The 25,891-nt window shown below is 71.9% G+C and carries 22 protein-coding genes and 1 riboswitch; of the genes, 6 read left to right on the forward strand and 16 right to left on the reverse strand.

What is annotated here, in order from left to right; genetic code table 11:
* Positions 1 to 39: 39 nt before the first annotated feature.
* Positions 40 to 834, reverse strand: coding sequence for a DUF3626 domain-containing protein (locus AB0I91_RS21100; protein ID WP_499638295.1), 795 nt, complete (start codon positions 832 to 834; stop codon positions 40 to 42).
* Complete coding sequence (locus AB0I91_RS21105) at positions 834 to 2,483, reverse strand: fatty acyl-AMP ligase (protein ID WP_498783292.1); 1,650 nt, start codon at positions 2,481 to 2,483, stop codon at positions 834 to 836. The genes AB0I91_RS21100 and AB0I91_RS21105 overlap by 1 nt, the downstream gene beginning before the upstream one ends.
* A gap of 107 nt (positions 2,484 to 2,590) precedes the next feature.
* Between AB0I91_RS21105 and AB0I91_RS21110 the strand changes: the two genes are divergently transcribed.
* Entirely contained in the window at positions 2,591 to 3,856 is a 1,266-nt protein-coding gene (locus tag AB0I91_RS21110; RefSeq protein ID WP_498783293.1) for a DivIVA domain-containing protein, read from the forward strand.
* Between the two features lie 95 nt (positions 3,857 to 3,951).
* Here AB0I91_RS21110 and AB0I91_RS21115 read toward each other — a convergent pair whose 3' ends face one another.
* Entirely contained in the window at positions 3,952 to 5,721 is a 1,770-nt protein-coding gene (locus AB0I91_RS21115) for an ABC-F family ATP-binding cassette domain-containing protein (RefSeq protein WP_498783295.1), read from the reverse strand.
* A 118-nt stretch (positions 5,722 to 5,839) separates the two neighbouring features.
* Here AB0I91_RS21115 and AB0I91_RS21120 point away from each other — a divergent pair, with 118 nt between their 5' ends.
* Positions 5,840 to 6,241: a PASTA domain-containing protein gene (locus AB0I91_RS21120; RefSeq protein ID WP_498783297.1), complete on the forward strand. Its 402-nt coding sequence runs from the start codon at positions 5,840 to 5,842 to the stop codon at positions 6,239 to 6,241.
* A 1-nt stretch (position 6,242) separates the two neighbouring features.
* Here the strand turns inward: AB0I91_RS21120 and AB0I91_RS21125 are convergent, their stop codons facing one another.
* The 9 genes from AB0I91_RS21125 to rsmI all read right to left on the reverse strand — a co-directional run bounded on the left by AB0I91_RS21125 (position 6,243) and on the right by rsmI (position 16,806).
* Entirely contained in the window at positions 6,243 to 7,208 is a 966-nt protein-coding gene (locus AB0I91_RS21125) for a 4-(cytidine 5'-diphospho)-2-C-methyl-D-erythritol kinase (RefSeq protein WP_498783299.1), read from the reverse strand.
* Positions 7,209 to 7,739: 531 nt separating this feature from the next.
* Complete coding sequence (locus AB0I91_RS21130) at positions 7,740 to 8,546, reverse strand: MetQ/NlpA family ABC transporter substrate-binding protein (RefSeq protein WP_499638300.1); 807 nt, start codon at positions 8,544 to 8,546, stop codon at positions 7,740 to 7,742.
* A gap of 28 nt (positions 8,547 to 8,574) precedes the next feature.
* Positions 8,575 to 9,258, reverse strand: coding sequence for a methionine ABC transporter permease (locus AB0I91_RS21135; RefSeq protein ID WP_498783303.1), 684 nt, complete (start codon positions 9,256 to 9,258; stop codon positions 8,575 to 8,577).
* Entirely contained in the window at positions 9,255 to 10,265 is a 1,011-nt protein-coding gene (locus AB0I91_RS21140; protein WP_499609949.1) for a methionine ABC transporter ATP-binding protein, read from the reverse strand. Before AB0I91_RS21140 ends, AB0I91_RS21135 begins: the two co-directional genes overlap by 4 nt.
* A gap of 203 nt (positions 10,266 to 10,468) precedes the next feature.
* Positions 10,469 to 10,561, reverse strand: a riboswitch (SAM riboswitch).
* 86 nt (positions 10,562 to 10,647) lie between these two features.
* Complete coding sequence (rsmA, locus tag AB0I91_RS21145; protein WP_499609946.1) at positions 10,648 to 11,526, reverse strand: 16S rRNA (adenine(1518)-N(6)/adenine(1519)-N(6))-dimethyltransferase RsmA; 879 nt, start codon at positions 11,524 to 11,526, stop codon at positions 10,648 to 10,650.
* Positions 11,527 to 11,536: 10 nt separating this feature from the next.
* Positions 11,537 to 12,970 carry a resuscitation-promoting factor gene (locus AB0I91_RS21150; RefSeq protein ID WP_498783309.1) on the reverse strand — a complete coding sequence of 478 codons (1,434 nt, stop codon included), beginning with the start codon at positions 12,968 to 12,970 and terminating at the stop codon, positions 11,537 to 11,539.
* Between the two features lie 279 nt (positions 12,971 to 13,249).
* Entirely contained in the window at positions 13,250 to 14,086 is an 837-nt protein-coding gene (locus tag AB0I91_RS21155) for a TatD family hydrolase (protein ID WP_498783311.1), read from the reverse strand.
* Entirely contained in the window at positions 14,083 to 15,873 is a 1,791-nt protein-coding gene (metG, locus tag AB0I91_RS21160; protein ID WP_498783313.1) for a methionine--tRNA ligase, read from the reverse strand. Before metG ends, AB0I91_RS21155 begins: the two co-directional genes overlap by 4 nt.
* 87 nt (positions 15,874 to 15,960) lie before the next feature.
* Entirely contained in the window at positions 15,961 to 16,806 is an 846-nt protein-coding gene (gene rsmI / locus AB0I91_RS21165) for a 16S rRNA (cytidine(1402)-2'-O)-methyltransferase (protein ID WP_498783315.1), read from the reverse strand.
* 24 nt (positions 16,807 to 16,830) lie between these two features.
* Here rsmI and AB0I91_RS21170 point away from each other — a divergent pair, with 24 nt between their 5' ends.
* Positions 16,831 to 18,402: a dolichyl-phosphate-mannose--protein mannosyltransferase gene (locus AB0I91_RS21170; protein WP_498783317.1), complete on the forward strand. Its 1,572-nt coding sequence runs from the start codon at positions 16,831 to 16,833 to the stop codon at positions 18,400 to 18,402.
* On the opposite strand, the gene AB0I91_RS21175 is transcribed toward AB0I91_RS21170, so the two are convergent.
* Positions 18,403 to 18,873, reverse strand: coding sequence for an Lrp/AsnC family transcriptional regulator (locus AB0I91_RS21175; RefSeq protein WP_499638304.1), 471 nt, complete (start codon positions 18,871 to 18,873; stop codon positions 18,403 to 18,405).
* 103 nt (positions 18,874 to 18,976) lie between these two features.
* Here AB0I91_RS21175 and AB0I91_RS21180 point away from each other — a divergent pair, with 103 nt between their 5' ends.
* Positions 18,977 to 19,369, forward strand: coding sequence for a DUF2000 domain-containing protein (locus AB0I91_RS21180; RefSeq protein WP_499609936.1), 393 nt, complete (start codon positions 18,977 to 18,979; stop codon positions 19,367 to 19,369).
* A complete protein-coding gene (locus AB0I91_RS21185) occupies positions 19,366 to 20,484 on the forward strand; it encodes an APC family permease (RefSeq protein WP_499638307.1) in 1,119 nt (372 codons plus the stop codon). Before AB0I91_RS21180 ends, AB0I91_RS21185 begins: the two co-directional genes overlap by 4 nt.
* Here the strand turns inward: AB0I91_RS21185 and AB0I91_RS21190 are convergent.
* Positions 20,435 to 22,369: a serine/threonine-protein kinase gene (locus AB0I91_RS21190; RefSeq protein WP_499638309.1), complete on the reverse strand. Its 1,935-nt coding sequence runs from the start codon at positions 22,367 to 22,369 to the stop codon at positions 20,435 to 20,437. The two genes, AB0I91_RS21185 and AB0I91_RS21190, sit on opposite strands and share 50 nt — an antisense overlap.
* 16 nt (positions 22,370 to 22,385) lie before the next feature.
* Complete coding sequence (locus AB0I91_RS21195) at positions 22,386 to 22,955, reverse strand: TetR/AcrR family transcriptional regulator (RefSeq protein WP_499609925.1); 570 nt, start codon at positions 22,953 to 22,955, stop codon at positions 22,386 to 22,388.
* A 58-nt stretch (positions 22,956 to 23,013) separates the two neighbouring features.
* Between AB0I91_RS21195 and AB0I91_RS21200 the strand changes: the two genes are divergently transcribed.
* Positions 23,014 to 23,721, forward strand: a complete 708-nt coding sequence (locus tag AB0I91_RS21200) for an SDR family oxidoreductase (protein WP_499638312.1) — start codon at positions 23,014 to 23,016, stop codon at positions 23,719 to 23,721.
* 71 nt (positions 23,722 to 23,792) lie between these two features.
* Here the strand turns inward: AB0I91_RS21200 and AB0I91_RS21205 are convergent, their stop codons facing one another.
* Positions 23,793 to 25,109 carry an alpha-lytic protease prodomain-containing protein gene (locus tag AB0I91_RS21205; RefSeq protein ID WP_499638315.1) on the reverse strand — a complete coding sequence of 439 codons (1,317 nt, stop codon included), beginning with the start codon at positions 25,107 to 25,109 and terminating at the stop codon, positions 23,793 to 23,795.
* Positions 25,110 to 25,891: the final 782 nt, after the last annotated feature.

The following is a 25,891-nucleotide window of genomic DNA, read 5'->3' on the forward strand; positions in this document are numbered from 1 at the left end:
CACAAGTTCCACTGAGCACAAGTTCCGCCGGGAACGAGGTCAGGCGCGGCCGAAGCGGGCGAGCAGGTGCCAGACCTTCTTCAGGTCCTGCTGGTCGTAGCGGTCGCGGGCGTCGCCGATGACCTTCGGCGTCAGCACGCCGTCCACCGCGACCGCCACGCCCAACTCGACGTACTCGGGGCCCCGGAAGTCCGGGTGGCGGCGCAGTTCGGCCACGGGCAGCCGGAACCCGGTGTGCCACTCGACCGCGCACGGCAGGCGGTAGGCCGCCTCCTCCACCTCCGTGCCCCGGTAGCTCGGGTCGAGCACGAGCGCCTCCGCGTCGGCCTCCAGCGACACGGGACCGTGCACGTGGGCCTCGACGTAGTCGTCCAGCGGGTCGCGGCGGTCGGCCCGCGCGAGCTCGATCAACGCCATCCGGTCGGCCGTGCCGAACGTCTCCGGCTCCAGCACGCTGTCCGGGTAGCAGAACGTGGTCCGGTCCACCACGTCCCGGGTCAGCCGCAAGTGCGACGACCCGAACCGCGGTGACGCGCCGTACGGGCTGAGTCGGAAGTTCAGCCCGCCGTACACCGGCCTCTCGTGCGGCGACGCGTCGTCGTAGGCGCCGCCGAACATCCGGCTCTCCCACCGCCACCGGTCACCACCGGCGAACGCGGTCAGGCCGCCGTTGCCGGTGCCGGTGACGAACTGCGAGACGTAACGCCCCGTGTCCGCGAGGGCGGCGACCACTCGTTCGGGGTGGAAGTTGAGGGTGACGCGCAGGGCGCGGTCGAGCGGTGTGCCGGTCGACCGCGCCCTCACGTGCCTCAGAGCGCGCTCCGCCGGCGACATCACACGGTGGGCACCAGGCCCGCGGCGGCGGAACGGCGCAGCTTGCCGGACGGCGTCTTGGGCAGGCTGCCGGGCTTGAGCACGACCACCGAGAACGGCCGCAGCCCGACCGCGTCCACGACCCGCGCGCTGATCTCCTTGCTCAACGCCCGCACCGCGTCGTCCTCACCGGCCAGCTTCGACTCGACCACCACGGCGAACCGCTCCCGTCGCGTGCCCGCGTCCAGCCGCACGGCCACCGCGTTGCCCGCGCGCACGCCCTCCACGGCGGTCGCGGCGCGCTCGATGTCCGTGGGGTAGATGTTGCGCCCACCCATGATGATCACGTCCTTGCGCCGCCCGCAGACGACGACCTGGCCGTCCACCACGTACCCCTCGTCGCCGGTGTCCAGCCAGCCCTCGGCGTCCTGGGTGTCCCTCGGGCCGTCCACGGTGAGGTAGCCGGGCGTCACGGCCTCGCCGCGCACCCGCAGCTGACCGACCTCGCGCTCGCCGAGCAGCTTGCCCTGCTCGTCCACGACCTGCACCTCCAGGCCCGGCAGCGGCGGCCCGAGCAGCGGGAACGCCCGCGCGTTGGGGCTGTCCGGCGGCACCGGCACGGCGCGGTGGCCCGCCTCCAGCTCCTCCGGGTCGACCACGTCGACCGAGAGCCCGGTGAACACCGGCGCGAACGCCACGCCCAGCGTCGTCTCCGCCATGCCGTACGCGCACAGCACGCACTCGGGCCGCAGCCCGAACCGCGCGCCCTCGTCGGTGAACATCTTCACCGCGGCCGGGTCGATGGGCTCGGCGCCGTTGAGCGCGATCCGCAGCCTGGACAGGTCGAACGCGCCGTCGTCCACGCCCCGCATGCGGCGGGCGGCGATGGCGTAGGCGAAGTTCGGGGCGGCCGTGATGGTGCCCTGGTAGCGGCTGATCAGGTCCGGCCACAGGGTGGGCCGGCCGAGGAAGTCGACCGGCGTGACCTTGACCAGGTCGATGCCGAACAGCATGGGCACGGTCAGGAAGCCGACCATCCCCATGTCGTGGAACAGCGGCAGCCAGGAGACCATCCGGTCGGTCTCCGGGTCGAGCTCGGCGGCGACCTCCATCGCCTTGGCGTTGGACCACAGGTTGCCGTGCGTGATGCGGACGGCCTTCGGGTCGGCCGTGGAGCCGCTGGTCAGCTGGAGCAGCGCGGGCAGGTCCTCGTCGACCTCGACGGGCGCGGCCAGCGGCTCGCCGTCCAGCTCGGCCAGCCTGCGGTAGGAGACGCCGTGCTCGTCCAGCACGCCCGACAGCGCGTCGAACGGCGCGCCGAGCAGCACCAGCTTCGCGCCGATCATGGTGAGCACGCGCAACGTGTCACCGGCCCACTCGGCGAGGTCGGTGCGCGCCGTCGGCTGGTGCAGCATGGTCGTGCTGCCGCCGGCCAGCCACACCGCCTGCACGGCGGGCGCGATCTCGGCCGGGTCGCCCGCCAGGACGGCGATGGACTCGCCGCGCGCGACCCCCTCCGCCACGAGCGCGCCGGCCATGCGGGTCGCCTGCTGGTGCACCTCCGCCCACGACCTGCGGACCGGAGCGTTCGGCTCCCCCGTGGTCATGCCCCGCGCCCGTCCTCCGGCGCCCGTAGCGGTTGCCACCATCGTGTCCACGAACCGGCTCATGCCCGTCAGGGTAGAGCGATCTTCCGGCGCATTGAGCCGATAGGGCGAAACATCGGGTGCGTCGTCCGGCGATACTCCCCGGTACACCACACGAAGGAGGTAATGGGGTGGCCGGGTTCGACGCTCGCCAGCACATGCCGGCACATCCGGCGCCGCTGTTGGGCGCGCGGGATCTGCGGCAGGTCGCCTTCCACCGCCCCCCGCCCGGTCAGCCCGGGTACGACGAGGGTCAGGTGGACGCCTTCCTGGACCGCATCGAGGCAACGCTGCTCGGTCGGGACGACGTGACCGAGCAGGACGTGCGCGAGGTGCGGTTCAGACCCTCGCGGCCCGGCTACTACGCGGCCGAGGTCGACGCGTTCATGGACCTGGCGGCCGAGACGCTCGGCTCGACGCCGCAGCGGCGCCAGGCCACCGCTCCCGCGCAGGGCGCGCACGCCACGTCGACCGGGATGCGCCCGGCGGCCCGGCTGACGCCGCAGGACGTGCGCGGCGTGCGGTTCCACAAGCCCAGACCGGGGAACCGGGGCTACCACGAGGGCGAGATCGACGCCTTCCTCGACCGGATCGAGAACACCCTGGCGGGTCGCGACCACCTGACCGCCCGGGAGGTGCAGGACTTCGAGTTCAGCTACGCCCCTCCAGGTCAGGTGGGGTACGACGAGGACGACGTGGACACGTTCCTCGACCTCGTCGTGGTGACCTTGGAGCGAATGCCCGCACCACTTTTCCCCGTACCTCCTTCTCCCCTCACCTCCCCCGCCGCCCTCGCGCCACCCTCCTCACCCCTGCCCCCTCCCGCGCCCCCGGTGCGACCCCGTCCCGGCCCCGGCACGCGCCCGTTGACCGCTCGTGACGTCCGCACCGCCGCCTTCGGCAAGCCGCCGCGCGGCCGGCGTGGTTACCAGGAGTCGCAGGTCGACAAGTTCCTCGACCGGATCGAGAACACCCTGCTCGGGCAGGACGACCTGACCGCGCGCGAGGTCCGCGAGGTCCGCTTCAGCCGGCCCATGTTCGGCCGGCGCGGGTACGACGAGACCGAGGTGGACGCGTTCCTGGCCCGGGTGGAGAAGCAGCTGGGCGAGGGACCGCCGCGCCCGAGCGCCATCCCGCCGATCACGTCGTGGAAGCAGCTGCGGTCGATCAAGATCCCGTTGGCGGGGCCGGCGCAGCGCGGGTACCGGACGTCCCAGGTGGACCGGGTGCTGGAGGAGGTCGGCATCGCGCTCGACGGCATGCTCGGCGCGTCGTCGGCGGAGGTGGCGACGACGAAGTTCGCCACCGCGTTGATCGCGGGTCAGGGCTACGACTGCGCTTACGTGGACGAGCTGATGCCGCTGCTCGTCACCGAGCTCCGCCGCCGCGGCCGCTGACCCTCGCGTGTCGAACGCTCAGGACCCCCGAGTTCGCCGTTCAGGGTGGTCCTGAGCGTTGAACTCGGGGGTCCTGGAGTTTCAGGACTCGCGGGTCAGGCTTCGGCGGACTCGGCGGCGGACAGCCACTGGGCTTCGACGTCCTCCGCCTCGGCCAGGACGGCCTTCAGCTCGGCGTCCAGGGCCAGCAGGCGTTCGGGGTCGGTGGCCGCCTCGGCCAGCGCCGCGTGCAGCTGGGTCTCCTTCTTCTGCAACGCCTCCAGCCGGCGTTCCAGGCGGGACAGCTCCTTGCGCGCCGCGCGCTGGTCCGCCGCCGACGACGGCGCGGACGCGGGCTTCGCGCTCGGCACGACGGCGGCTTCCTTCTGCTTGTCCCGCCGCCGCAGGTACTCCTCGATCCCGCCCGGCAGGTCGGTCAGCCCGCCGTCGCCGAACAGCGCCACCACCTGGTCGCACACCCGTTCCACCAGGTAGCGGTCGTGCGAGATCACCACCAGCGTGCCCGGCCACGAGTCCAGCAGGTCCTCGAGCTGCTGCAGCGTGTCGATGTCCAGGTCGTTGGTCGGCTCGTCGAGCAGCAGCACGTTCGGCTCGGCCATCAGCAGCCGGCACAGCTGCAACCGCCGCCGCTCACCGCCGGACAGGTCGCCCACCGGCGTCCACTGCTTCTGCGACGAGAACCCGAACCGCTCCGCCAGCTGCGACGCCGACATCTCCTGCTTGCCCAGCACGACCCGTCGCGCGACCTCCTCCACGGCCTCCAGCACCCGCATCGACCCGTCCAGGTCGTGCAGCTCCTGGCTGAGGTGCGCGAGCTTCACCGTCTGCCCCTGGACGCGCTTGCCGCCCTCCAGCTCGCGCTCACCGGCCAACGCCCGCAGCAACGTCGTCTTGCCCGACCCGTTCACCCCGACGATCCCGACCCGGTCGCCCGGCCCGATCCGCCACGTCAGGTCGCGCACCAGCACCCGGTCGGGCACGGTCAGCGTCGCGTCCTCCAGCTCCAGCACGGTGCGCCCGAGCCGCCGCTTGGCGAACGCGAGCAGCTCCACCGAGTCGCGCGGCGGCGGCACGTCGGAGATCAACGCCTCGGCGGCGTCGATGCGGTAGCGGGGCTTGGACGTGCGGGCGGGCGCGCCGCGGCGCAGCCACGCCAGCTCCTTGCGGGCCAGGTTGCGGCGCTTCTCCTCGATCGTGTCGGCCAGTCGGGCGCGTTCGGCGCGGGCGAAGATCCAGTCCGCGTAGCCGCCCTCGTACTGCTCGACCTTCCCGTTCACGACCTCCCACGTGCGGCTGCACACCGTGTCCAGGAACCACCGGTCGTGGGTCACCACGACGAGTGCCGTGCGCCGGGCCAGCAGGTGCTCCGCCAGCCACCGCACGCCCTCGACGTCGAGGTGGTTGGTCGGCTCGTCCAGCACGACCAGGTCGAGGTCCTGCACGAGGGCCGCCGCCAGCGCCACCCGGCGTCGCTCGCCACCGGACATCGTGGCGACAGGCGAGTCCAGCCCGAACCCGGTGATGCCGATCCCGTCGAGGATCGACCGCACGCGCGCGTCGGAGGCCCACTCGTGCTCGGAGTCGAACCCGAGCGGGTCGATCACGGCGTTGCGCACCGTCGACCCCTCGGGCAGCTCGGTGCGCTGCGTGACCACCGCCATCCGCAGCCCGCGGTTCTGGCTGACCCGTCCCTCGTCCGGCGGGGCGAGCCCGGCCAGCACCTCCAGCAGCGTCGTCTTGCCGCCGCCGTTGAGGCCGACGACCCCGATGCGGTCGCCTTCGCCGACGCCGAGGGACACGCCGTCGAGCAACGGACGCACGCCGAACGACTTGGAGACGTTCTCCAAGTTGACCAAGTTGGCCATGTACCAGCACCTTCATCGAGAACGGGGTGACAACGCAGTACGCCAGCCTAGCTATCGCGCCGGTGACGACGGCCCGCCCCGGCTCGACGCACCGGCCACGACCGAACCAGGGAGTCCGATGTCACAGCTCAGCAGGGTCGTCGGCGCGTTCGCCGTCCTGTCAGCCGCAGGATGCGGCACCGCGGCCACTCCACCTGCGACGACCACCACCACGACCTCGACCTCGACCTCGGTGACCACCACCTCGACCTCCACCGCGGTGACCGAGCCACCTCCGACCGTGACGCAGGCCGCGAGGATGTGCACGGTGCCGGACGTGGTCGGCATGGTCCACCAGACCGCCCAGGACACCATGCAGTCCGCCGGCCTGTACCGGCTGCGCGAGCAGGACGCGACCGGTCAGGGGCGCCTGCTGGTGGTGGACCGCAACTGGACCACCACCGCGCAGAGCGTCGCCGCCGGTCAGGTGGTCGACTGCGACACCGAGGTCACGCTGTCGGCGAAGAAGGCGGGCGAGTAGGTCACGCGTGCACTTCGGGCGGGATCGGCCGGGGCGCTTCCTCGGTGCCGATGACGCGCGCGCCGTGCACCGGCCCTTGCGCCACGCGCACCGTCCGGCAGACCCCCGCGCCCGCCAGCTCGGCCGCCACCCGCACCGCCGAGTCGCCGTCCGTGCAGAGGAACGCGCAGGTCGGGCCCGAGCCGGACACCATGCCGGCCAACGCGCCCGCGTTCACGCCCGCGCGCAGCGTGCGGCGCAGGTTGGGGCGCAGCGACACGGCGGCGGCCTGCAGGTCGTTGCCGAGCAGGAGCGCGAGCTGGCGCGGGTCGCCGGAGGACAGGCCTTCGAGCACGGCTTCCGCCTCGCCTACGCGGGGCGGGTCGCCGTCCGCGCGCAGCCGGTCCAGCTCGTCGAACACCTCGGGCGTGGACAGGCCCCGCCGGTCGAACGCCAGCACCCAGTGGAACGTGTGGCGGGACAGCACGGGCACGATCCGGTCGCCGCGGTCCGTGCCGAGGGCCGTGCCGCCGTAGATGGCGAACGGGACGTCCGCGCCGATCTTGCCCGCGAGGCCGGCCAGCTCGTCCCGGCTGATCTCCAGCCGCCACAGCGAGGCCAGCCCGACGAGCGTCGCCGCCGCGTCCGCGCTGCCGCCCGCCATGCCGCCGGCGACCGGGATGGACTTGCGGATGACGACGCGGACCTTCGGGTCGTCGGGGTCGCGGCCGACGTGCTCGGCCAGCACCCGCACCGCCCGCCACGCCAGGTTGGACGCGCCGGTGGGCACCGAGTCGGCGCCTTCGCCGTGCACCTCGACACCGGGGTCCTCGGCGATGGCGACGGTCACCTCGTCGGTCAGCGACAAGGCCTGGAAGATCGTCACCAGGTCGTGGTAGCCGTCCTCGCGGGAGTCGCCTACGGCCAGGTGCAGGTTGACCTTGGCCGGGACGCGGACGGTGACCGGGGGTGGGACGACAGCGAGCACGCCATGAAGCGTACGGGCGTTTCCGGGTTGCCCGCTCCTACCAACCTCTGACCTGCGACGGAACACTCGCCTCCCGCTCACGCACCCGCGTGCCCACCAACTCCCCCTCACGCAGCCGCACGCCCACCCAACCGTCACGCACTCCCGCTCACGCACCCGCTTGCCTACACAAAGGAAGGGCTTCGTGTCATCCCGCCGACCTGGCGCAGCCCTACCGCACGTGTCAAGGGGGGCACCTCCAGCGATACCCACGGCCTGAACCGATGCCGCCCCCCTTGACACGTGTGGTAGCCCTTCGGGAGGTCGGTGGGATGACACGAAACCCGGACCAACAACGGACCCGGCACAAAACCACCCACCGCCGTCATCCTGCTGATCTGCCCGTCCGGCGAGGACGCTCTTTTCGTCCTCCAGGACTCTCCGCCCGTCCGGCGAGGACGCTCTCCCGCCTTCCAGAACTCTCCGCCCGTCCGGCGAGGACGCTCTCCCGCCCTTCAGGACCCTCGGGTCATACAGCAGGACCCTCCGACGTCACACCGCGAGGACCGAGCCCGAGAACGTCTCCTTGATGTAGTCCTTGACCTGCTGCGACTGGAGCAGGGCGAGCAGGTCCTTCACGCGCGGGTCGTCCTTGAGGTCGGTTCGGGTGACCAGGCCGTTCGCGTTGGGGTTGCCCTCGGCCTTCTCCAGCGCCAGCGCGTCGGACGCGGGGTTCAGGCCGGCGTCGATGGCGTAGTTGCCGTTCACCACGGACGCGTCGGTGTCGTCCAGCGAACGCGGCAGCTGCGCGGCCTCCAGCTCGACGAACTCCAGCCCGCGCGGGTTCTCCGCGACGTCCCGGACGGTCGCCGTCTTCTCCGCGCCCGGCGTGATCTTGATCAGCCCGTTGTCCTGCAGCAGCTTCAGGCCGCGCGCCTCGTTGGTCGCGTCGTTCGCCACGGCCACGCGGGCGCCGGACGGCAGGTCGGCCAGCGACTTGTGCTTCTTCGAGTACACGCCGAGCGGCTCCAGGTGGACCGGCCCGATCCACTCCAGCGACGCGCCGCTCTCCGCCTTGAACGTGTCCAGGTACGGCACGGTCTGGAAGTAGTTCGCGTCCAGCGACCCGTCCACCAGCGCCGTGTTCGGCTGCACGTAGTCGGTGAACTCGACGACCTCGATCTTCAGGCCCTTCGACGCGGCGAGGTTGTCCGCCACGTACCGCAGGACCTGGGCGTGCGGGACCGGGCTCACGCCGACCTTGAGCGGCGCGTTCGGGTCGGACGCGGCGCCGGTGTCGCCACTACCGCAGCCCACCGCGGTCAGCAGCACGGCCAGCAGGGCAGCACGAATACGCATTTCATTCCTTAGGTGAGGAGAAAAACGATCAGACGGACGCGGTGCGGCGGCGGTCGACGCCGCGGGCCACGCGGTTGGTGGTGAACTGGATCGCGGTGGCGATGACCGCCAGCACGACGACCGTGCTCCACAGGTAGCGGTCGTTGAACCGCTGGTAGCCCATGCGCACGGCGAGGTCGCCGAGCCCGCCGCCGCCGACCACGCCGGCCATTGCCGAGTAGCCCAACAGCGCGATCGCGGTCACGCCGATGGCGTTGACCAGCGCGGGCAACGACTCGCGGAGCAGCACGCTGCGCACGATCCGCACCGTGGACGACCCGGTGGTGACGGCGGCCTCGACCACCGACACGTGCACCTCGGCCAGCACGTTCTGCACCAGCCTGCCGACGAACGGGATCGCGCCCACGGCGAGCGGCACGATGGCCGCCGTCGGTCCGATGGTGCTGCCGAGCAGCAGCCTGGTCAGCGAGGTGAGCACCACCAGCAGGACCAGGAACGGCATGGAGCGGCCCAGGTCCACGACGAACCCGAGCACCTTGTGCAGCACCGGCCGGGGCCTCAGCCCACCGGGTGCGGTGAGCTGAAGCCAGATGCCGACAGGTGCTCCGAGCAGAACGGCGATCAGGGTGGAGACGACCACCATGTACAACGTCTCGCCGGTGGCGACCAGCAGGTCGTCGAACACGATGGACCAGGGTGTTGCGGACCTCACGCAGCTACTCCCTGAGGACCCGACAGGGTCCGGCGCACCGAGCCGCCCGCTTCCGAGATCCACTCCAGCGCCGAGTCGGCGCGCTCGCCCTTCAGGCCGACCCGGAACCGGGCCACCGGGGTCTCGCCGAGCCTGGTCAGGCCGCCGCCGAGCAGGTTGAGCTCCACGCCGAACCGGCCGGTGGCCTCGGGCAGCAGCGCGCCCACGGCGGCGAAGCCGATCAGCACGACGTCCGCGACCCGGTCGAACGCGGACTCCGCCGCCGGGTTCTGGTCCACGGCGGGCAGCAGCGACGCGGCCGTGCGGCTCGCGGCGTCCGACACCAGGTCGAGCACCTTGCCGTGCTCCACCACGCGGCCGTCCTCCAGCACCGCGACGTCGTCGCAGATCTTCCGGACCACGCCCATGTCGTGCGTGACCACGAGGACCGTCACGCCGAGCTCGGCGCGCGCCCGGTCCAGCACGGCGAGCACCGAGCCGGTGGTCTCGGGGTCCAGCGCGGACGTCGGCTCGTCGGCCAGCAGCACGGACGGCGACGCGGCGAGCGCCCGCGCGACCGCGATCCGCTGGCGCTGGCCGCCGGAGAGCTGGTCGGGGTAGGAGCCCGCCTTGTCGGTCAGCCCCACCAGGTCCAGCAGCTCGGCGACGCGGGTGCGGCGCTGCGGCCCGGCCACGCCCGCGGCTTCCAGCGGCAGCGCGACGTTGCCCGCGGCGGTGCGCTGGCGCAGCAGGGAATCCCCTTGCGGCACCACGCCGATCTGCCGGCGGGCGGCGCGCAGCGCGGTGCCGTCGAGCGAGACGAGGTCGGTGCCGTCGACGCGGATCGCGCCGCTGTCGGGCCGCTCCAGGAGCGCGACGCACCGGGCCAGGGTGGACTTGCCCGCCCCGCTGGGGCCGACGACGCCGAGCACGGTGCCCGCGGCGACGTCCAGGTTCACGCCGTCCAGCGCGCGAACCTGCCCGGTACTCCCGGGGAAGGTCTTGGTGAGGTTCTCGACAGTGATCACGTTTTCGCTCCACGACGGCATGCGGCAGCGCACGCCCGGGGCGTGCGTGACCGACGGCTCAGCTCGGAAAGGTGTCCTGGGTGAAGGACGCGGGGATTCGAGGCGCCTGCGGCTGCTCAGCGGCTGCGACAGGCGGACGACGTGCGGCGACCGTGGTCGACCACCCGCCGGCGGGTGAGCATTCGCATCCTGGGCACGTGATTCCTCCATCGTTCCTGGCGGAAGCACCTGCCCCCGTGGAGGGGTGGTTGCTGCGGCGTCGTGGAGCCAGGTCTCTCGGCCGCTCGGGATGGCACCACGAGTAGACCCGACCGGGCCCGGCTGACGCAAGTCCGAACCAGGATCGTCCGGCAAATCACACTTTCGGCCGAAAGATCAACGACTAGCGGGCGGACGCGGCCTCGGCTATCCGGATGAAGTCGCCGACGGCCAGTTGTTCGCCGCGCGCCGAGGGGTCCACGCCCGCCTCGACGAGCAGCCGCTGCGCCTCGGCGGCCGAGCCTGCCCAGCCCGACAGCGCGCCGCGCAGCATCTTGCGGCGTTGCGCGAAGGCCGCGTCCACCAAGGCGAACAGCCGCTTCTGGTCCACAGTGGACAGCTGCTCGTGCCGGTCGAACGCGACCAGCGCCGAGTCCACGTTCGGCACGGGCCAGAACACCGAGCGCGGCACGGGACCGGCCCGGCGGGCGTCCGCGTACCAGGCGAGCTTCACGCTGGGCACGCCGTAGACCTTGCTGCCGGGACCGGCGGCCATCCGGTCGGCCACCTCCGACTGCACCATCACCAGGCCCGTGCGCAACGACGGCAGCACGGCCAGCAGGTGCAGCACCACGGGCACGGCCACGTTGTACGGCAGGTTCGCCACCAGGGCGGTCGGCGCGACCGGGAGCTGCTCCGGGGTGACGCGCATCGCGTCGGCGTGCACGACGGACAGCCGGTCGGCCAGCTCAGCGGCCCGCTCCGCCACCGTGACCGGCAGGCGGTCGGCCAGCACGCCGTCGATCTCCACGGCCACCAGCGCGCGACAGGAGGGCAGCAACGCCAACGTGAGCGAGCCCAGGCCGGGCCCGACCTCGAGCACCACGTCGTCCGGGCGCAGGTCGGCCGCCGCCACGATGCGCCGCACCGTGTTCGGGTCGTGCACGAAGTTCTGCCCCAGCTTCTTCGTGGGGCGGATGTCCAGTTCGGCGGCCAGCCGACGCACGTCGGCCGGCCCGAGGAGGTGGCTCCCCGAACCGGCCGACGTCGAGTCCTGTGTCACCGGCACATTGTTACGGCAAGCCGAGCTTCTGCTGGCAGTGGGGCCACGCCGAGTAGCCGCCGCGCGCGTCGCGGAGCTTGGTGGCGATGGCGATCTGCTGCTCGCGGGTCGCCTGGTGCGGGTACGCGGCGTACTGGCTGCCGCCGTAGGCGTCCCAGGTGCCCTTGTTGAACTGCAGGCCGCCGTAGTAGCCGTTGCCGGTGTTGATGGCCCAGTTGCCGGTCGCCTCGCACTGCGCCAACGCGTCCCACACCGCACCGTCGGGCGGGAGCTTGGTGCCGACCTTGACCTTCTTCGGCTTCGGCTCCTTGGTGACCTTCGCGCCCAGCTTCTCCCGGCCGACCTCCTGGCCGTTCTTGACCGTGACGCGGTAGGTGACGATCTGCTCGCCGGCCTCGCCCGGGTCCAGGACCTCTTTCTGGCCCTTCATCATCGTGTCGTCCTTGACCTCCTCGACGGGCGGCTGGATGGCCTCCGTCGCGTTGATCACCGACACGCCGGTGCGCGTGATGTGGACCTCGGCGCCGTTGGTGACGCGCAGGTCGACCGCCGTCTCGAGCTTGTCCTCGGGGCCGAGCGAGAGGTTCTCGTTCTTCAGCAGCTCGTCGACGGTCACGGCCGTCGTCTGAATCTGCCGGGGCGCGTTGCCGCCGTCGTAGAGCGTGATGGTCTTGAGGCTCTTGACCTCGAGCGACAGGCCGTCGAGGGGGACGTCCATGTTGCGGTCGTGGGAGAGCCAGGCGCCCTCGTCGTTCACCTGCAACTGGTCCAGCGCCTCGTCCACGGTGACCGAGCGGACCCAGCCCTCGCGCTGCTCGCCGTCGACCGTCATCTTCACCAGGCGGCCGCGGTCCAGCGAGATCTTCCCGCCGTCGCTCACCTTGGCCTGGGGTGACGGGCTCAGCGCGTCGTGCTCGCCGATCGCGATGCCCTCGTCGGCGAGGATCTCGCCGACGGTCGACTCGTACGTGCGGACGGTGGTGGCCTCGCCGTCGACGTCGACCGTGACGGACTTGTCCATCGCGATCGCGGTGGCGCCGCCGCCGGAGATGGTGACCAGCACGGTGAGGACCGCGGCCTTCAGGAAGCGCCGCTTCCACTTCCCCGCGGCTTCGACCAGTGCGGCGGGCGGGGCGCTCGGCCGCTCGGCGGCCAGGCTGCCCGCGACCCGGTCCTGGGAGACCTCGTCGGGGATGATGATCGGTGGCAGGAGCGTGGTCTCGGCGTTGATCAGCCGGATCAGCTCGTCGACGTCGACGTTCGCGCTCTCCAGCAGCGCGTCGGCGTCCGGTCCCAGCACTTCCAGCACGTCGTCCGGGGTGATGGTGAACACCGCGGTGTCCCATTCGGACGGCGGCCCGGGTCTGTCCAGGACGTCGACACCGGTCGCGGGTGTCGACTGCACGGGCGTAAACCAGTCGGTGTCCTCGTTGAACGAGTTCACGGGTTGCCATACCTCCTGAAGGCGCGAAGTCCGGCGACGCGCACGGTCGATGTCGGTGGTCAGCTGGTGATCTCCGGCAACTCCCGTGCGTTCTCGGCTTCTCGCTTCTGGTGTCAACGTGACCCGCCCCGACTGCGGGTGCGCCCCGAATCACGACTCGGGGCACGGTCACGGGACCGTAACGGGTTCACGGGGGTTGTGCCAACACCCCGACAACCCTTGTGAGTTCAGTCACTCCGTTAGGGGAGCAAGTCTGTCCGCCATTCGTCGTAAGGAGGACTACGACCTCACCGCGTCACGAAGACCGAAGACGCGTTCGGCGTTTCGGGTGATCTTCGTGGCCAACTCACCCAGGTCGGTCTCACGCAGCGTCGCCATGTCCCGGAGCGTGTAGTTCGCGCAATACGGCTCGTTCGGGCGACCTCGGTACGGGTGGGGCGTGAGGAACGGCGCGTCCGTCTCGACGAGCACGTGGTCCTCCGGCACCCACAGTGCGGCTTCCCGCAGGGCGTGGGCGTTGCGGAACGTCGTGGTGCCCGCGAACGAGAGCACGAACCCGCGCTCCACGCACGCGCGCGCGAAGGAGAGGTCGCCGGAGAAGCAGTGGAAGACCACGGTGGCCGGCGCGCCCTCGGCGTCGAGCACCTCGAGGATGTCGTCGTGCGCGTCCCGGTCGTGGATCATCAGCGGCTTGCCGACCCGCTTGGCCAGGTCGATGTGCCAGCGGAAGGCCTCGTGCTGCGCGGCTTTCGGCGCGTAGTCCCAGTAGTAGTCCAGCCCGGTCTCGCCGATCGCGACGACCCTGGGCCGGGCGGCGAGCCGTTCCAGCTCCGCCTGCTCGACCTCGCCGAACGTCGACGTGCGCGTGGGGTGCAGGGCGACCGCGGCGAACACCCGGTCGTCCCACGTGGCGGCTTCGGCGGCCCAGCGGGCGGCGTCGAGGTCGTCGGCCACCGTGATCACGCGGTCCACGCCCGCCCGGACGGCCCGGTCGAGCACCTCGCGCACCTGCTCGGGCGTCTTCGCCCCGCACGCGTCGAGGTGGGTGTGGGCGTCGACCACCGGCGCCGGAAGGGCTTCCGGGACCGGTGGCCGTTCGCCTCGGCGTTTCGTCACTTCGCGATCGGGGCCCACTCGGGGCCGGTCTCACCCAGTTCGGGGTCGAGCTTCGCGAACAGCGGCGCGGGCTTGGCCAGCGGCCTGCCCACCTCGATGGGGGTGGACGCCCACGTCGCCCGCTCGCCCGCGTAGTCGCCGGTCAGCACCGGGTACTCGCGGTCGGGCACGTCCAGGTCGGGCACGTCGGTCAGCTCGGGCTGGGCCGCCCACACGCCCGTGCCGCCCAGCGCCTCGTGCACCTTCTGCGCCGAGTGCGGCAGGAACGGCGTCAGCAGGGTGTTGGCGTCCTGCACGACCTGCAACGCGGTGTGCAGCACGGTGTCGCGGCGCTCCGGGTCGTCCTTGAGCTTCCACGGCTCCTGGTCGGACAGGTAGCGGTTGGCCGCGCCGACCACCTTCATCGCCTCGGTGGACGCCTGCTTGAAGCGGGAGCGGCGCAGGTTCGAGCCCACCACGTCGAACGCCTTGCGGGACAGCTCCAGCAGCTCGTGGTCGGCCTGGGTCGGGCTGGTCGGCTTCGGGATCGCGCCCACGTTCTTGTGCGCCATCGAGATCGACCGGTTGACCAGGTTGCCCCACTCGTTGGCCAGCTCGAAGTTCGTCCGGCGGACGAACTCGTCCCAGGTGAAGTCGGCGTCCTGGTTCTCGGGGCCGGCCACGGAGATGAAGTAGCGCAGCGCGTCCGGCCCGAACTCCTTGAGGAAGTCCGTGACGTAGATCACCGTGCCGCGGGAGGTGGAGAACTTCGAGCCGCTCATGGTCAGGAACTCGCTGGAGACCACCTCGGTGGGCAGGTTCAGCGTGCCGAAGGAGCCGGGCTCGCCGCCCTTCGCGCCCTGGCCGTTCTGCCCGAGCAGCAGGGAGGGCCAGATCAGCGAGTGGAAGACGATGTTGTCCTTGCCCATGAAGTAGTAGCCCTGGGCGTCGCCGGTCCAGAACTCCTTCCAGGCGTCGTCGTCCCCGCTGCGGCGGGCCCACTCGACGGACGCGCTGAGGTAGCCGATGACGGCGTCGAACCACACGTAGAAGCGCTTCATCGGCTGCTCGCGCCAGCCGTCGAGCGGGATGGGGATGCCCCAGTCCAGGTCGCGGGTGATGGCGCGGGGGCGCAGGTCGCCGATGAGGTTCTGGCTGAACTTGAGCACGTTCGGCCGCCACTCGGTGCGGGTCTGCAGCCAGCCGCCGAGCGCGTCGATGAACTGCGGCAGGTCGAGGAACAGGTGCTCGGTCTCGACGAACTTCGGCGTCTCGCCGTTGATGCGCGAGCGCGGGTTCTTCAGGTCGACGGGGTCGAGCTGGTTGCCGCAGTTGTCGCACTGGTCGCCGCGGGCGCCGTCGTAGCCGCAGATCGGGCAGGTGCCCTCGATGTAGCGGTCGGGCAGGGTGCGGCCGGTGGACGGGCTGATCGCGCCCATCTCGGTCTTCGGGACGACGTAGCCGTTGCGCCAGAGGGCCAGGAACAGCTCCTGGACCACCTTGTAGTGGTTGCCGGTGGTGGTCCGGGTGAACAGGTCGTAGGACAGGCCGAGGCCGTGCAGGTCGTTCGCGATCACGCGGTGGTACTTGTCCACGAGCTCGCGGGTGGACATGCCCTCCTTCTCGGCCTGCACCGAGATGGGTGTGCCGTGCTCGTCCGAGCCGGAGACCATCAGCACCCGGTTGCCCGACATGCGCATGTAGCGGGAGAACACGTCGGAGGGGACACCGAAACCGGAGACGTGACCGATGTGGCGGGGGCCGTTGGCGTAGGGCCACGCCACCGCGGTCAGCACGGAGGCACTCATGGGCCAAGCCTACGGAGCCGCTTCCAGCGGGTTTCCGCGGGTTGGGCAGTGCCCGGGGCGCCGTGCGCGGCAGACCGCCCGCCCGTCTCAGCTCTTGCTGATCGCGGCGTCGTACAGGGCCTTCTTGCTCACCCCCGCCGCCTCGGCGACCTCCGCGGCCGCCGTCTTCATCCGCTCGCCGTCGGCCACGCGCTGCCTCACCTCGGCCACCAGCGCCTCGATCGGCGGGGTCTCGCGGACCTCGGCGGGCGCCAGCACGACGGTGATCTCGCCGCGCACGCCCTCGGCCGCCCACTCGGCCAGCTCGCCGAGGCCACCCCGCCTGACCTCCTCGTAGGTCTTGGTCAGCTCCCGGCACACGGCGGCGCGGCGGTCCGGGCCGAGCACGTGGGCGGCGTCGGCGAGGGTGTCCGCCAGCCGATGGGGTGATTCGAAGAAGACGCACGTCCGGGGCTCTTCGAGCAGGGCCGCGAACCACCGCCGGCGTTCGCCCTGCTTGCGCGGCGGGAAGCCGTCGAAGCAGAAGCGGTCCGACGGCAGGCCCGACACGGCCAGCGCGGTCGTCACCGCGGACGGGCCGGGCAGGCACGTGACCCGGATGTCCTCCTCGACGCACGCGGCCACGAGCCGGTAGCCGGGGTCGGACACGCTCGGCATGCCGGCGTCGGTCACCAGGAGCACCGTCCGACCGTCCCGCAGCGCCTCCAGCAGGCCGGGCAGCCGGGCCGTCTCGACCTGGTCGTAGAAGCTGACCACCCGCCCGGACGGCGTGACGTCGAGGGCCGAAGCGAGCGACCGCAGCCGTCTGGTGTCCTCCGCCGCGATCACGTCGGCCGCGCCCAACGCCTCCACCAGGCGTGGTGACGCGTCCCGGACGTCGCCGAGCGGAGTAGCGGCCAGCACCAAACGGCCTGATCCAGATACAGGTCTCACGCCTCTCACCCTACGATCGTGCGCGTGAGCCTGATCGCACCGCAGTCCGCAGACGACGTGGTCGACGCCGGCGACGTGCCGCCGACGAGCCCGCCACCGGGCAACGACCGCGAACAGCGGGCCCGCCAGCTCGAACCCGGGAGGATGAGCGACGCCCTGAGGGGCTGGCTCATCACGCTGACCGTGGCGTTGATCGGCGGTGTGGTGCGGTTCTGGAACCTCGGGTTCCCGACCGACAAGGGCACCCCGGTCTTCGACGAGAAGCACTACGTGCCGCAGGGCGCGCAGGTGCTGCGCAACGGCGGGTACGAGGACAACCCCGGCTACGAGCTGATCGTCCACCCGCCGCTGGGCAAGCAGCTCATCGCGATCGGCGAGTGGCTGTTCGGCTACGACGGCGTCGGCTGGCGGTTCGCGTCGGCCGCCGTGGGCACGTTGACGATCCTGCTGGTGGTGCGGATCGCGCGGCGGATGACGCGGTCGGACCTGATCGCGGCGATCGCGGGCGTGCTGCTGATCGCGGACGGCATGAGCCACGTGCAGTCGCGGATGGGGATGCTGGACGCGTTCCTGACGTTCTTCGTGGTGGTGGCGTTCGCCTGCCTGGTGGTGGACCGGGACCAGGTGCGGTCGCGGCTGGCCGAGGCGGTGCGCGAGGGCTGGGTGACGAACTCGCCGTACGGCCCGTGGCTGGGTTTCCGCTGGTGGCGGTTCGCGGGCGGGGTCGCGCTCGGACTCGCGTGCGGCGTGAAGTGGTCCGGCCTGTGGTACATCGCGTTCTTCGGCGTGCTGTCGGTGTTCTGGAGCGCGCTGGCGCGTCGTGCGGCGGGGGTGGAGCGGCCGTGGCTCGGCGCGTTCGCGAAGGACCTGCTGCCGTCGCTGTTCGCGCTGCTGGTGATCCCGATGCTGGCGTACCTGGCGACGTGGTGGGCGTGGTTCGCGTCGGAGACGGCCATCGACCGGCACATCGCGGGCACGAAGATCCCCGAGGACGGCTGGATCCCGGCGCCGCTGCGGGCGCTCTGGTACTACAGCGGCAACGTGCTGGACTTCCACACCAAGCTGGTGACGTCGGAGACGAACCGCCACCCGTGGGAGTCGAAGCCGTGGACGTGGCCGATGGGCCTGCGGCCGATGCTCTACTACTTCGAGGGCTCGGTGCAGGGCTGCGGCGGGCCGAGCTGCGTCGGCGCGATCATGCTGATCGGGACGCCCGCCCTGTGGTGGCTGGCGTTCCCGATGCTGGCGTGGGCGATGTGGCAGTCGATCGCCAAGCTGGACTGGCGGTACGCGGCGGTGCTGGTCGGCTACGGCGCGGGCTTCCTGCCGTGGTTCCTCAACGTCGACCGGCAGATGTACTACTTCTACGCGATGCCGATGGCGCCGTTCCTGGTGCTGGGCATCGCGCTGGCGCTGGGCGAGGTGCTGGGCAGGCGGACCGACGGCAAGGAACGCCGCGGCACCGGCCTGCTCGCGGTGGCGCTGTACGTGGGCCTGGTCGTGGCCAACTTCGTGTGGCTGTGGCCGATCCTCAACGGCATCCCGATCACCCCGGAAGTGTGGGACGCCCAGAAGTGGCTTCCATCCTGGAACTGATCACCGGGCGGGTCGGGCCGGCAGCTCGGTGAGCACGGGGTTGCGGATGCTCTCGTAGATCACCGAGCTGCGGAAGCTGATGACCTCGCGGCGTTCGCTCAGGCGGTCGATGAGGAACGCGTGCAGGTGTTCCAGGTCCGGCACGGCGAGGTGGATGAGGAAGTCGTCGTCGCCCGCCACGACGTACATCGCGGTCACCTCGGGCAGGGCGCCGATCGCCGCCTTGAAGTTGGCGATCACCGCACGGCTCATCGGGCGCAGGCGGGCGGCGACGAAGGCTTGGACGGGGCGGTTGAGCGCGCTCAGGTCCACGTCCGCGTGGTAGCCCTTGATCACCCCACGTTCGCGCAGCGCGCGCACGCGTTCCAGGCACGTCGACGGCGCGACGCCGAGGCGCCGGGCCAGCTCGCGGTTGGTCAGCCGCGCATCCAGTTGCAGATTCCTGATGATCGCCGAATCAAGTTCGTCCACGTCCCGATCATGGCAAGCGTCGCCGAACGAAGTTCGGTGACCCTGGATCCAGTCATTCAGATGGGTAAGTCTGGGCGCAATCCACCGAACGAACGGACCGGACGTGCTGCCCACCAAACTCGCCCTGATCCTGCGTGACGACCTGCCGCCCAACCTCGCCGCGAACGCCGCCGTCGTCCTCGGCCTCACCCTCGGCGCCCGCCTGCCCGACCTGCTCGGCGACGACGCCGAGGACGCCGGCGGCGCCCTGCACCTCGGCCTCAACACCCACCCGGTGCCGGTGCTGACCACGTCCGCCGACCACCTCAAGGCCCTGCACCGCGCCGACGGCGTGCTGAAGATCGGCTTCACCGAGGTCGCCCGCCGCTCCCGCGCCTACCCCGAGTACCTGGAAGCCCTCGCCCGCACCGAGGACCCGGACTTCGTCGCGGTCGCCCTCTACGGCCCGCGCGCCGAGGTCACCCGGCTGACCCGCAAGCTCCCGTTGATGGCATGAGGCTCACCGCGATGTACGTGGGCGCGGTGCTCGGCCCCGGCGTGCTGGTGCTGCCCGCCCTGGCCACCGAGGCCGCCGGGCCCGCCTCCGTCCTGGCGTGGGCGGCGCTGCTGGCGTTGAGCGTCCCGATCGCGGTGTCGTTCGCCCGGCTGGGTGAACTCCACCGGGGCGGCGTGGTCGGGTTCGTGCGCACGGCGTTCGGCGAACGGGCCGCGCAGCCGGTCGCGTGGTGGTTCTGCCTGGTCGGCGTGCCGTTCGGGGTGCTCGGCGGCGCGCTGGTCGGCGGCCGCTACGTCGCCCACGCGCTCGGCGGCGGCGACCCCGCGGTGATCGGGGTCGTGCTGCTGGCCGCGGCGTTCGCCGCCAACTACGCGGGGCTGCGGGTGTCGGCGGGCGCGCAGGTCCTGCTGGTCGGGCTGCTGGCGGTGCTGCTGGCCGTGGCCGTCGCGGGCAACGTGCCGGCCGTGTCGCGCGAGGACTTCGAGCCCTTCGCGCCGCACGGGTGGCTCGCCGTCGGGCACGCCGCCGTGGTGCTGTTCTTCGCGTTCTCCGGCTGGGAGGCGGCGGGCAACCTCGCCGACGAGTTCGGCGACCCGCGTCGGGCGACCCGGCGGACGCTCGCCGTCGTCACCGTCCTGTACCTGGGGCTGGCGGTCACGACGGCGGGCACGGCGAGCGACGTCCCGCTCGCCGACCTGCTGGAACGCGTGTTCGGGCCGTCCGCCCGGCTGGTCACGGCGGTGGCCGCGACCCTGCTCACGTTCGGCGCGATCAACACCTACCTGGCGGGCGGCGCGCGCCTGGGCGGGCGGCACGGCCTGACCGGCTTGCTGGTGCTGTGCGCGGTGCTCACCGCCGTGACGCTGCGCCTGCACGTCGAGCTGGACACGTTGATGCGCGTCGCGTCGACCGCGCTCGCGGCGGTGACGGCGGCGGGACTGGCCGCCGCCGTCGCACTCCTCCGCAGCCGCGCGGCCGCGTTCGCCCTCGGCTGCACCGCGCTGGTGCTGGTCTTCTCGGGCGCGCTCCTGGCCGTGCCGCTGGTGATCGGGGTCGCGGCCCTGGTCAGCGCACGGGTCGCGGCGGCGGTTCCGGCCGGTCGATCATCCTCGTGACCGGTCCTTCCTTGCTCAACCCCGCCTGCGAGAGCCACGCGCTCAGCTCGGTGCGGATCGCGCCCAGCGCCGGCCGCCTGGCCGGGTCGGCGTCCAGCGCGCTGGTGAGCAGCCGGGCGTGGGCGCTGTGCTGCGGCAGCTTCACGCACGGCTCGCCCTGCGCGGCGGCCATCAGCGAGGAGATCGGGTTCTCCCTCGACCCGCGCGGCGGGTGGCCGGTGAGCGCGTAGCTGACCGTCGCGGCCAGCTGCCAGGCGTCCGACGCCGGGCTGGCCGCCTCGCCGCGGGCGGTCTCCGGCGCCAGGAAGTCGGGCGTGCCGACCATCATCCCGGTGGCGGTGAGCGTGCTGTCGCCCTTCGACCTGGCGATGCCGAAGTCGATCAGGTGCGCGGTGCCCTGGGTGTCCACGATGACGTTGGACGGCTTCACGTCCCGGTGCAGCACGCCCTGCTCGTGCGCGGCGGCCAGCGCGTCCGCCATGTTCACCCAGAGCCGGGCGGCGAGCGTGTCGGCGAGCAGACCGCTGTCGCGCACGACGTCCGACAGCGGCTGGCCGTCGATGTACTCCATGACGATCGCGAGGCCGTCCGGGTCCTGCACGATGTCGAACACGCGCACGCAGTTCGGGTGCCGCACGGCGGCCAGAGCGCGCGCTTCGCGCAGCATCCGCTGCTCGGTGTCGTTGTCGGGCGCGTGCGCGAGCTTCACCGCGACCGTGCGCGCCAACTGCTCGTCCACGGCCAGCCACACCGTGCCGAACCCGCCGCGGCCGAGCTGGCGGATCCGCCGGAACCGGCCGCCCGCCGGGTTCCACACCTTGCCGGAGTCGGGCGTCGGCGTCGGCACCGGCGCGCTGCTGCCGCCGCCGGGGCCGAACGGCAGCGGACCGGGCGTGTCGGCCAACGGCGCGGGCTGCTCCGGCTTGGTCGGCCTCGGCGCCTCCACGGGCACGTCGGCGACCCGCGTCGGCGGGTAGTGCCGTGCCGGCGGTGTCGGCCGGTAGGGCGGGACCGGCTGGTACGGCGGGATCTGCGCGGGCTGGTAGGGCGGCGGCTTCTCCACCTTGTAGGGCGGCGGCTGGTGCGGCTGGCGCGGCGGCTGCGACGACGACTGCCGCGGCTGCTGGGACGCGGACGACGACTGGTGCGGCTGCTGGGACGACGGCGGTGGCGTTCTCGACACCGCGGGTTGCGGGCTCGGGTTCCCGCGATCGCGACCGGGGCGGTTCAGCATGGCGGTAGTCAACCCGAAAACCCGCACGACGAGGGAGCCCAACACCGCGATCGGGAAGAACCCGAGCAGCAGGTGGCCCACCAGCGTGACCGGCAGCGCGGACGTGGACAGCAGCAGGACCAGGAACGGCGGCCAGAACACCCGGCGCGGCCAGTTCGGGCCGAGCCGGAACGCCGAGCCCGCCTGGAGCATCACGAACAGCAGGCAGAGCAGGGCGAGCAGCGCCGTCGCACCGGCGAAGACCACGTCCGGCACCCCGGACCGGCCGGTGATCGCGGTGATGATCGGGTCGGTGCCGATCAGGTAGTCGTACTGGGTGGTCACCATGCACGGCGACCCGTCCAGCGACTCCGTGCCCGGCAGCGCGCGGGTGCGCAGCAGCTTGTAGGTGGCCGAGAACGCCATCCACGGCAGCACCAGCGTGCTGACCACGCCGAGCACGGCGAAGATCGCGCCGGTGAACGGCCCGTAGGAGTTGCCGACCACGCGGCGGACGGTGATCGACAGCAGCGCGGCGACGGTCGGCAGCACGCCGATCAGGGCGCCCAACGCGGTGACGGTCCACGCCCAGTCGCCGGGGCAGAGGGGCACACCTGACCAGCCGTGCAGCCACGCCAGCAGCGACTCGGCCAGCTCCACGACCCGCACCACCCCTTCTCGTCGCCTCTCAGGGTACGGGTGCGGGCCACACCGACAGCGCCGTCCGGGCAACATCGTGCAGTTCAGCCCGCGTGGCGCCGTCCCGGGCGAGCGACGACATGCCCCGGACGGTGGCGGCGACGAACACGGCGAGGCGGTGCGCGTCGGTGCCCGAGGGGAGCACGCCGGTCGCGACGTCGTGCCGGATCTTGGCCTCGACCGCCTGTCTCGCCTGGTCACGCGGGCCGGTCAGCTCGGGTGCACTGAGGATCAGGCAGCCCTTGGGCCGGTCCGGGGTCGTGTACTCGATCGCGGCCTCGGTCAGGATCCGTTCGACGGCATGACGTGCGGTGGGCTCCTCGTCGAGGGCGCGCGCGGTGAACGCGCCGTAGGTCTGCTGGTAGCGCGCGACGGCTTCGGCGAAGAGGGCCTGCTTGTCGCCGAACGCGGCGTAGAGGCTCGGCGGGTTGACGCCGGTGGTCGCGGTGAGGTCGGCGACGGAGGTCGCCTGGTAGCCGTCGCGCCAGAAGGCGCGCGTGACCTGGTCCAGCACGTCGTCCCGGTCGAACCCGCGTTTGCGCCCCACCACGGCGCTCATTTTATAACGTCCGCTACAGTTCGGCGTTGTGTAGTGGTCGTTACAGATTGGAGTGCTGGTGAAGACGGCTTTGGTGACCGGGGCGAGTCGTGGGATCGGGCGGGCGATCGCGTTGCGGTTGGCGGCGGACGGGATGCGGGTGGTCGTGCACTACGCGCGGGACGACGACGCGGCGCGGGCGGTGGTGGAGCAGGCCGGCGGTGGGGCGTTCGCGGTGCGGGCGTCGTTGCCCGCGGAGCTCGACGTCTTGGTGGCGGCGCTGCCGCCGTTGGACGTGCTGGTGAACAACGCCGGGATCGGGTTGCCGGCGCCGATCGAGGACGTGACACCCGAGGCGTTCGACGCGGTGTTCGCGGTGAACGTGCGGGCGCCGTTCTTCCTGGTGCAGCGCGCACTGCCGCTGCTGCGGGACGGTGGGCGGATCGTGAACATCTCGTCCGGGGCGACGCGCATCGCCATGCCGGTCGGCATCGCGTACTCGATGACGAAGGGGGCGCTGGACACGTTCACGCGGACGCTGGCCCACCACCTGGGGCCGCGCGGGATCACCGTGAACACCGTGGCGCCGGGGGTGGTCGACACCGACGCGAACGCGTCCTGGCTGCGCGGGAACCCGGCGGCGGAGGCGGCGATGGCGGCGCGCTCGGCGTTGGGGCGAATCGGTTACGCGGAGGATATAGCCGACGTGGTCTCGTTTGTGGCATCGGAGAACTCGCGGTGGATGACGGGAGCGTGGCTCGATGCGACAGGAGGCGCCCACTTGTGACGTGACCTCGGCGGGAAGGGGCCCGGCCCACAGGGTGCGAGCCGGGCCCCGCGCGTGCGCTTGCCGCTAGCTCACGCGCGCTCCCACAAGGCGGGCACCGTCGGCGGATCCCAGCCTGGTTGGGACGTGTGCCCCTGCAAGCACCTGTACCCGACGCCGTCGTACGTCACGAGGGAGCCGGTCGTGTACGCGACGCCTGGCTGCCAGGTGGTCTGACCGGGGTCCGTGGTGGTCGTCGTGGTCGGCGAGGTGGTGCTGGTTGGCGTGCCGCCACTGACGATCAACTGGAGGCCGTAGACCTGGAGGATCTCGTTGACCGGCTGGAAGTAGATCGTCCCGCCGGACGTGCAGTTCCCGGAGCCACCGGAGGTGACGCCCTGCGCCTGGTCACCGGTCAGCCACGAGCCGCCGGAGTCGCCGGGTTCGGCGCAGGCGTTCGTGCGGGTGAGGCCGGTGATCGTGCCTTCGGGGTAGGTCACGGAGGCGTTCTTCTGCTGGATGGTGCCGCAGCGCCAGCCCGTGGTGGAGCCGGAGCGGCAGACGGAGGCGCCGACCGGCGCTTCGGTGGAACCGGCGACCGGCACCGTGCCGGGGTAGCGGTTGACCAGGGGGCGGCCGGTGTTGCCGGCGGCCGTGCGGACCCAGGCGTAGTCGTTGCCGGGGAAGCTGGAGCCGGCGAACGTGCCGCTGGGCTGGGTCGTGGTCGCGCCCGTGCGGCCGCAGTGCCCGGCGGTGACGAAGCCACCGTTGACCGCGAACCCGACCGAACAGCGGGAGCCGCTGCCGATGTAGTAGGCGTTGCCGCCGATCACGTCGATCAGCGGGCGCGGCTCCTCAGTGGACCGTTCGATCCGGACGTCGGTCTCGGCCAGACCGCTGGCGTGCGCGAAGGCTTTCGCGGCGGCGGTGTCGCGGGCGAGGACGACCACGGTGTTCGTGGGTGCGTCGACGTACCAGCCGGGCACGGACCGGGGTGCGCTGCGCGCGTTCCGGTCGAGCTTGTCCTTCAGGGCGTCGAGCTGGGCGAGTGACCGCGGCACCACCGTGGCCCGCGCACCTTCCGCCTCGACGGTCTGGATCTGGGACGCGGCCGTGACGCCGACGACGAGTCGGGTGGCGTCGGCGTCGAGCCAGGCCCCCGCGAAGCCCGGGCCGAGCCGTGCCTTGAGCGTGCTCTCGGTCCGCGCCGCGACCGCTTCGCGTTCGATGCGGGCACGGGCCTGGTCGGGGGTCAGGTGGAGGTCGCGCGCCATGGCCGCGACCATGCCTCCGTCGACGGCGAGTTGTTGCGGTGGTGGACCCGCGTTCGCGGTGGTGGCCAGCGCAGCTGCCAATCCGGCAGCGCTCAAGACCGCCACGGCGACCGCGGCGACGCTACGTCGAGTCATCCGCTTGTCTCCTTGCAGGGGTGGTGACACGGGATGCGGGGCCGTTGAACCCGACGCTAGCCGGCCAAACCGCCGGGCGGATATGCCAGTCAAGTCATAACGCCACGTTATGGTCCAGTCCAATCCCGATCTCCACCCCCTCATTTCCGCACCTCACCGGCCATCAACCTCACACCCACCACTCACAACCCACACACCTCCCACCGCCCAACAACCCCACCCCACCTTCACCGCCCCACTACCGCCGCACCGCACCGCTACCGCCGCACCGCACCGCCCGCAAACGTTTGCCACCCACCGCGAGCACCCCCGCCAGCGCGCACAGTTCAACCCCGGCCAACGCCAATCAACCGCCGCAAACGCGGCAGCCGCAAGCACCACCGACCGGCGCTGAAGCTCGGCGATCACGCGACAGCCCAGCCAAGTACGCGGCGCCGCGGCGGCGAGCCCACGGACGCGACGGCACGCGCCGAGCAGCACACGGCGGCGAGCCCACGGGACGTGACGGAAGTCGGCGAGCAGCACAACGGCGGCGAGCGGTAGGAGCGGCCCCAAGCGGCCGACGGAAAGGCGCCCCACGGCAGAGAAGGCGGCGCCATCGTGCCTCGCCGGGACCCAGCGGGACACCGGGCCCAGCGGAAGGCGGCGGAAAGGCGGCGGCGCGGCGCCGGGCAATCGCGCGACCGGATGGCAGGACCGGTGGATGCGCGGCGCTGGCCAGGCGGGCGGGCGGGCGACGGCTGCGGGTCGGCCAGGGCGGGGTGGGCAAAGGGCTGCGGGGC

Source organism: Actinosynnema sp. NPDC049800, assembly GCF_040656635.1.
Taxonomy (GTDB): domain Bacteria; phylum Actinomycetota; class Actinomycetes; order Mycobacteriales; family Pseudonocardiaceae; genus Actinosynnema.

Bases quoted from the DNA above. Each gene is read 5' to 3' on its own strand.
- AB0I91_RS21120 (WP_498783297.1), top strand. From the start codon at position 5,840: ATGTCACAGCTCAGCAGGGTCGTCGGCGCGTTCGCCGTCCTGTCAGCC.
- AB0I91_RS21195 (WP_499609925.1), bottom strand. From the start codon at position 22,955: ATGAGCGCCGTGGTGGGGCGCAAACGCGGGTTCGACCGGGACGACGTG.
- AB0I91_RS21205 (WP_499638315.1), bottom strand. From the start codon at position 25,109: ATGACTCGACGTAGCGTCGCCGCGGTCGCCGTGGCGGTCTTGAGCGCT.
- AB0I91_RS21130 (WP_499638300.1), bottom strand. From the start codon at position 8,546: ATGCGTATTCGTGCTGCCCTGCTGGCCGTGCTGCTGACCGCGGTGGGC.
- metG (WP_498783313.1), bottom strand. From the start codon at position 15,873: ATGAGTGCCTCCGTGCTGACCGCGGTGGCGTGGCCCTACGCCAACGGC.
- AB0I91_RS21105 (WP_498783292.1), bottom strand. From the start codon at position 2,483: ATGAGCCGGTTCGTGGACACGATGGTGGCAACCGCTACGGGCGCCGGA.
- AB0I91_RS21185 (WP_499638307.1), top strand. From the start codon at position 19,366: ATGAGGCTCACCGCGATGTACGTGGGCGCGGTGCTCGGCCCCGGCGTG.
- AB0I91_RS21115 (WP_498783295.1), bottom strand. From the start codon at position 5,721: ATGGCCAACTTGGTCAACTTGGAGAACGTCTCCAAGTCGTTCGGCGTG.
- AB0I91_RS21100 (WP_499638295.1), bottom strand. From the start codon at position 834: ATGTCGCCGGCGGAGCGCGCTCTGAGGCACGTGAGGGCGCGGTCGACC.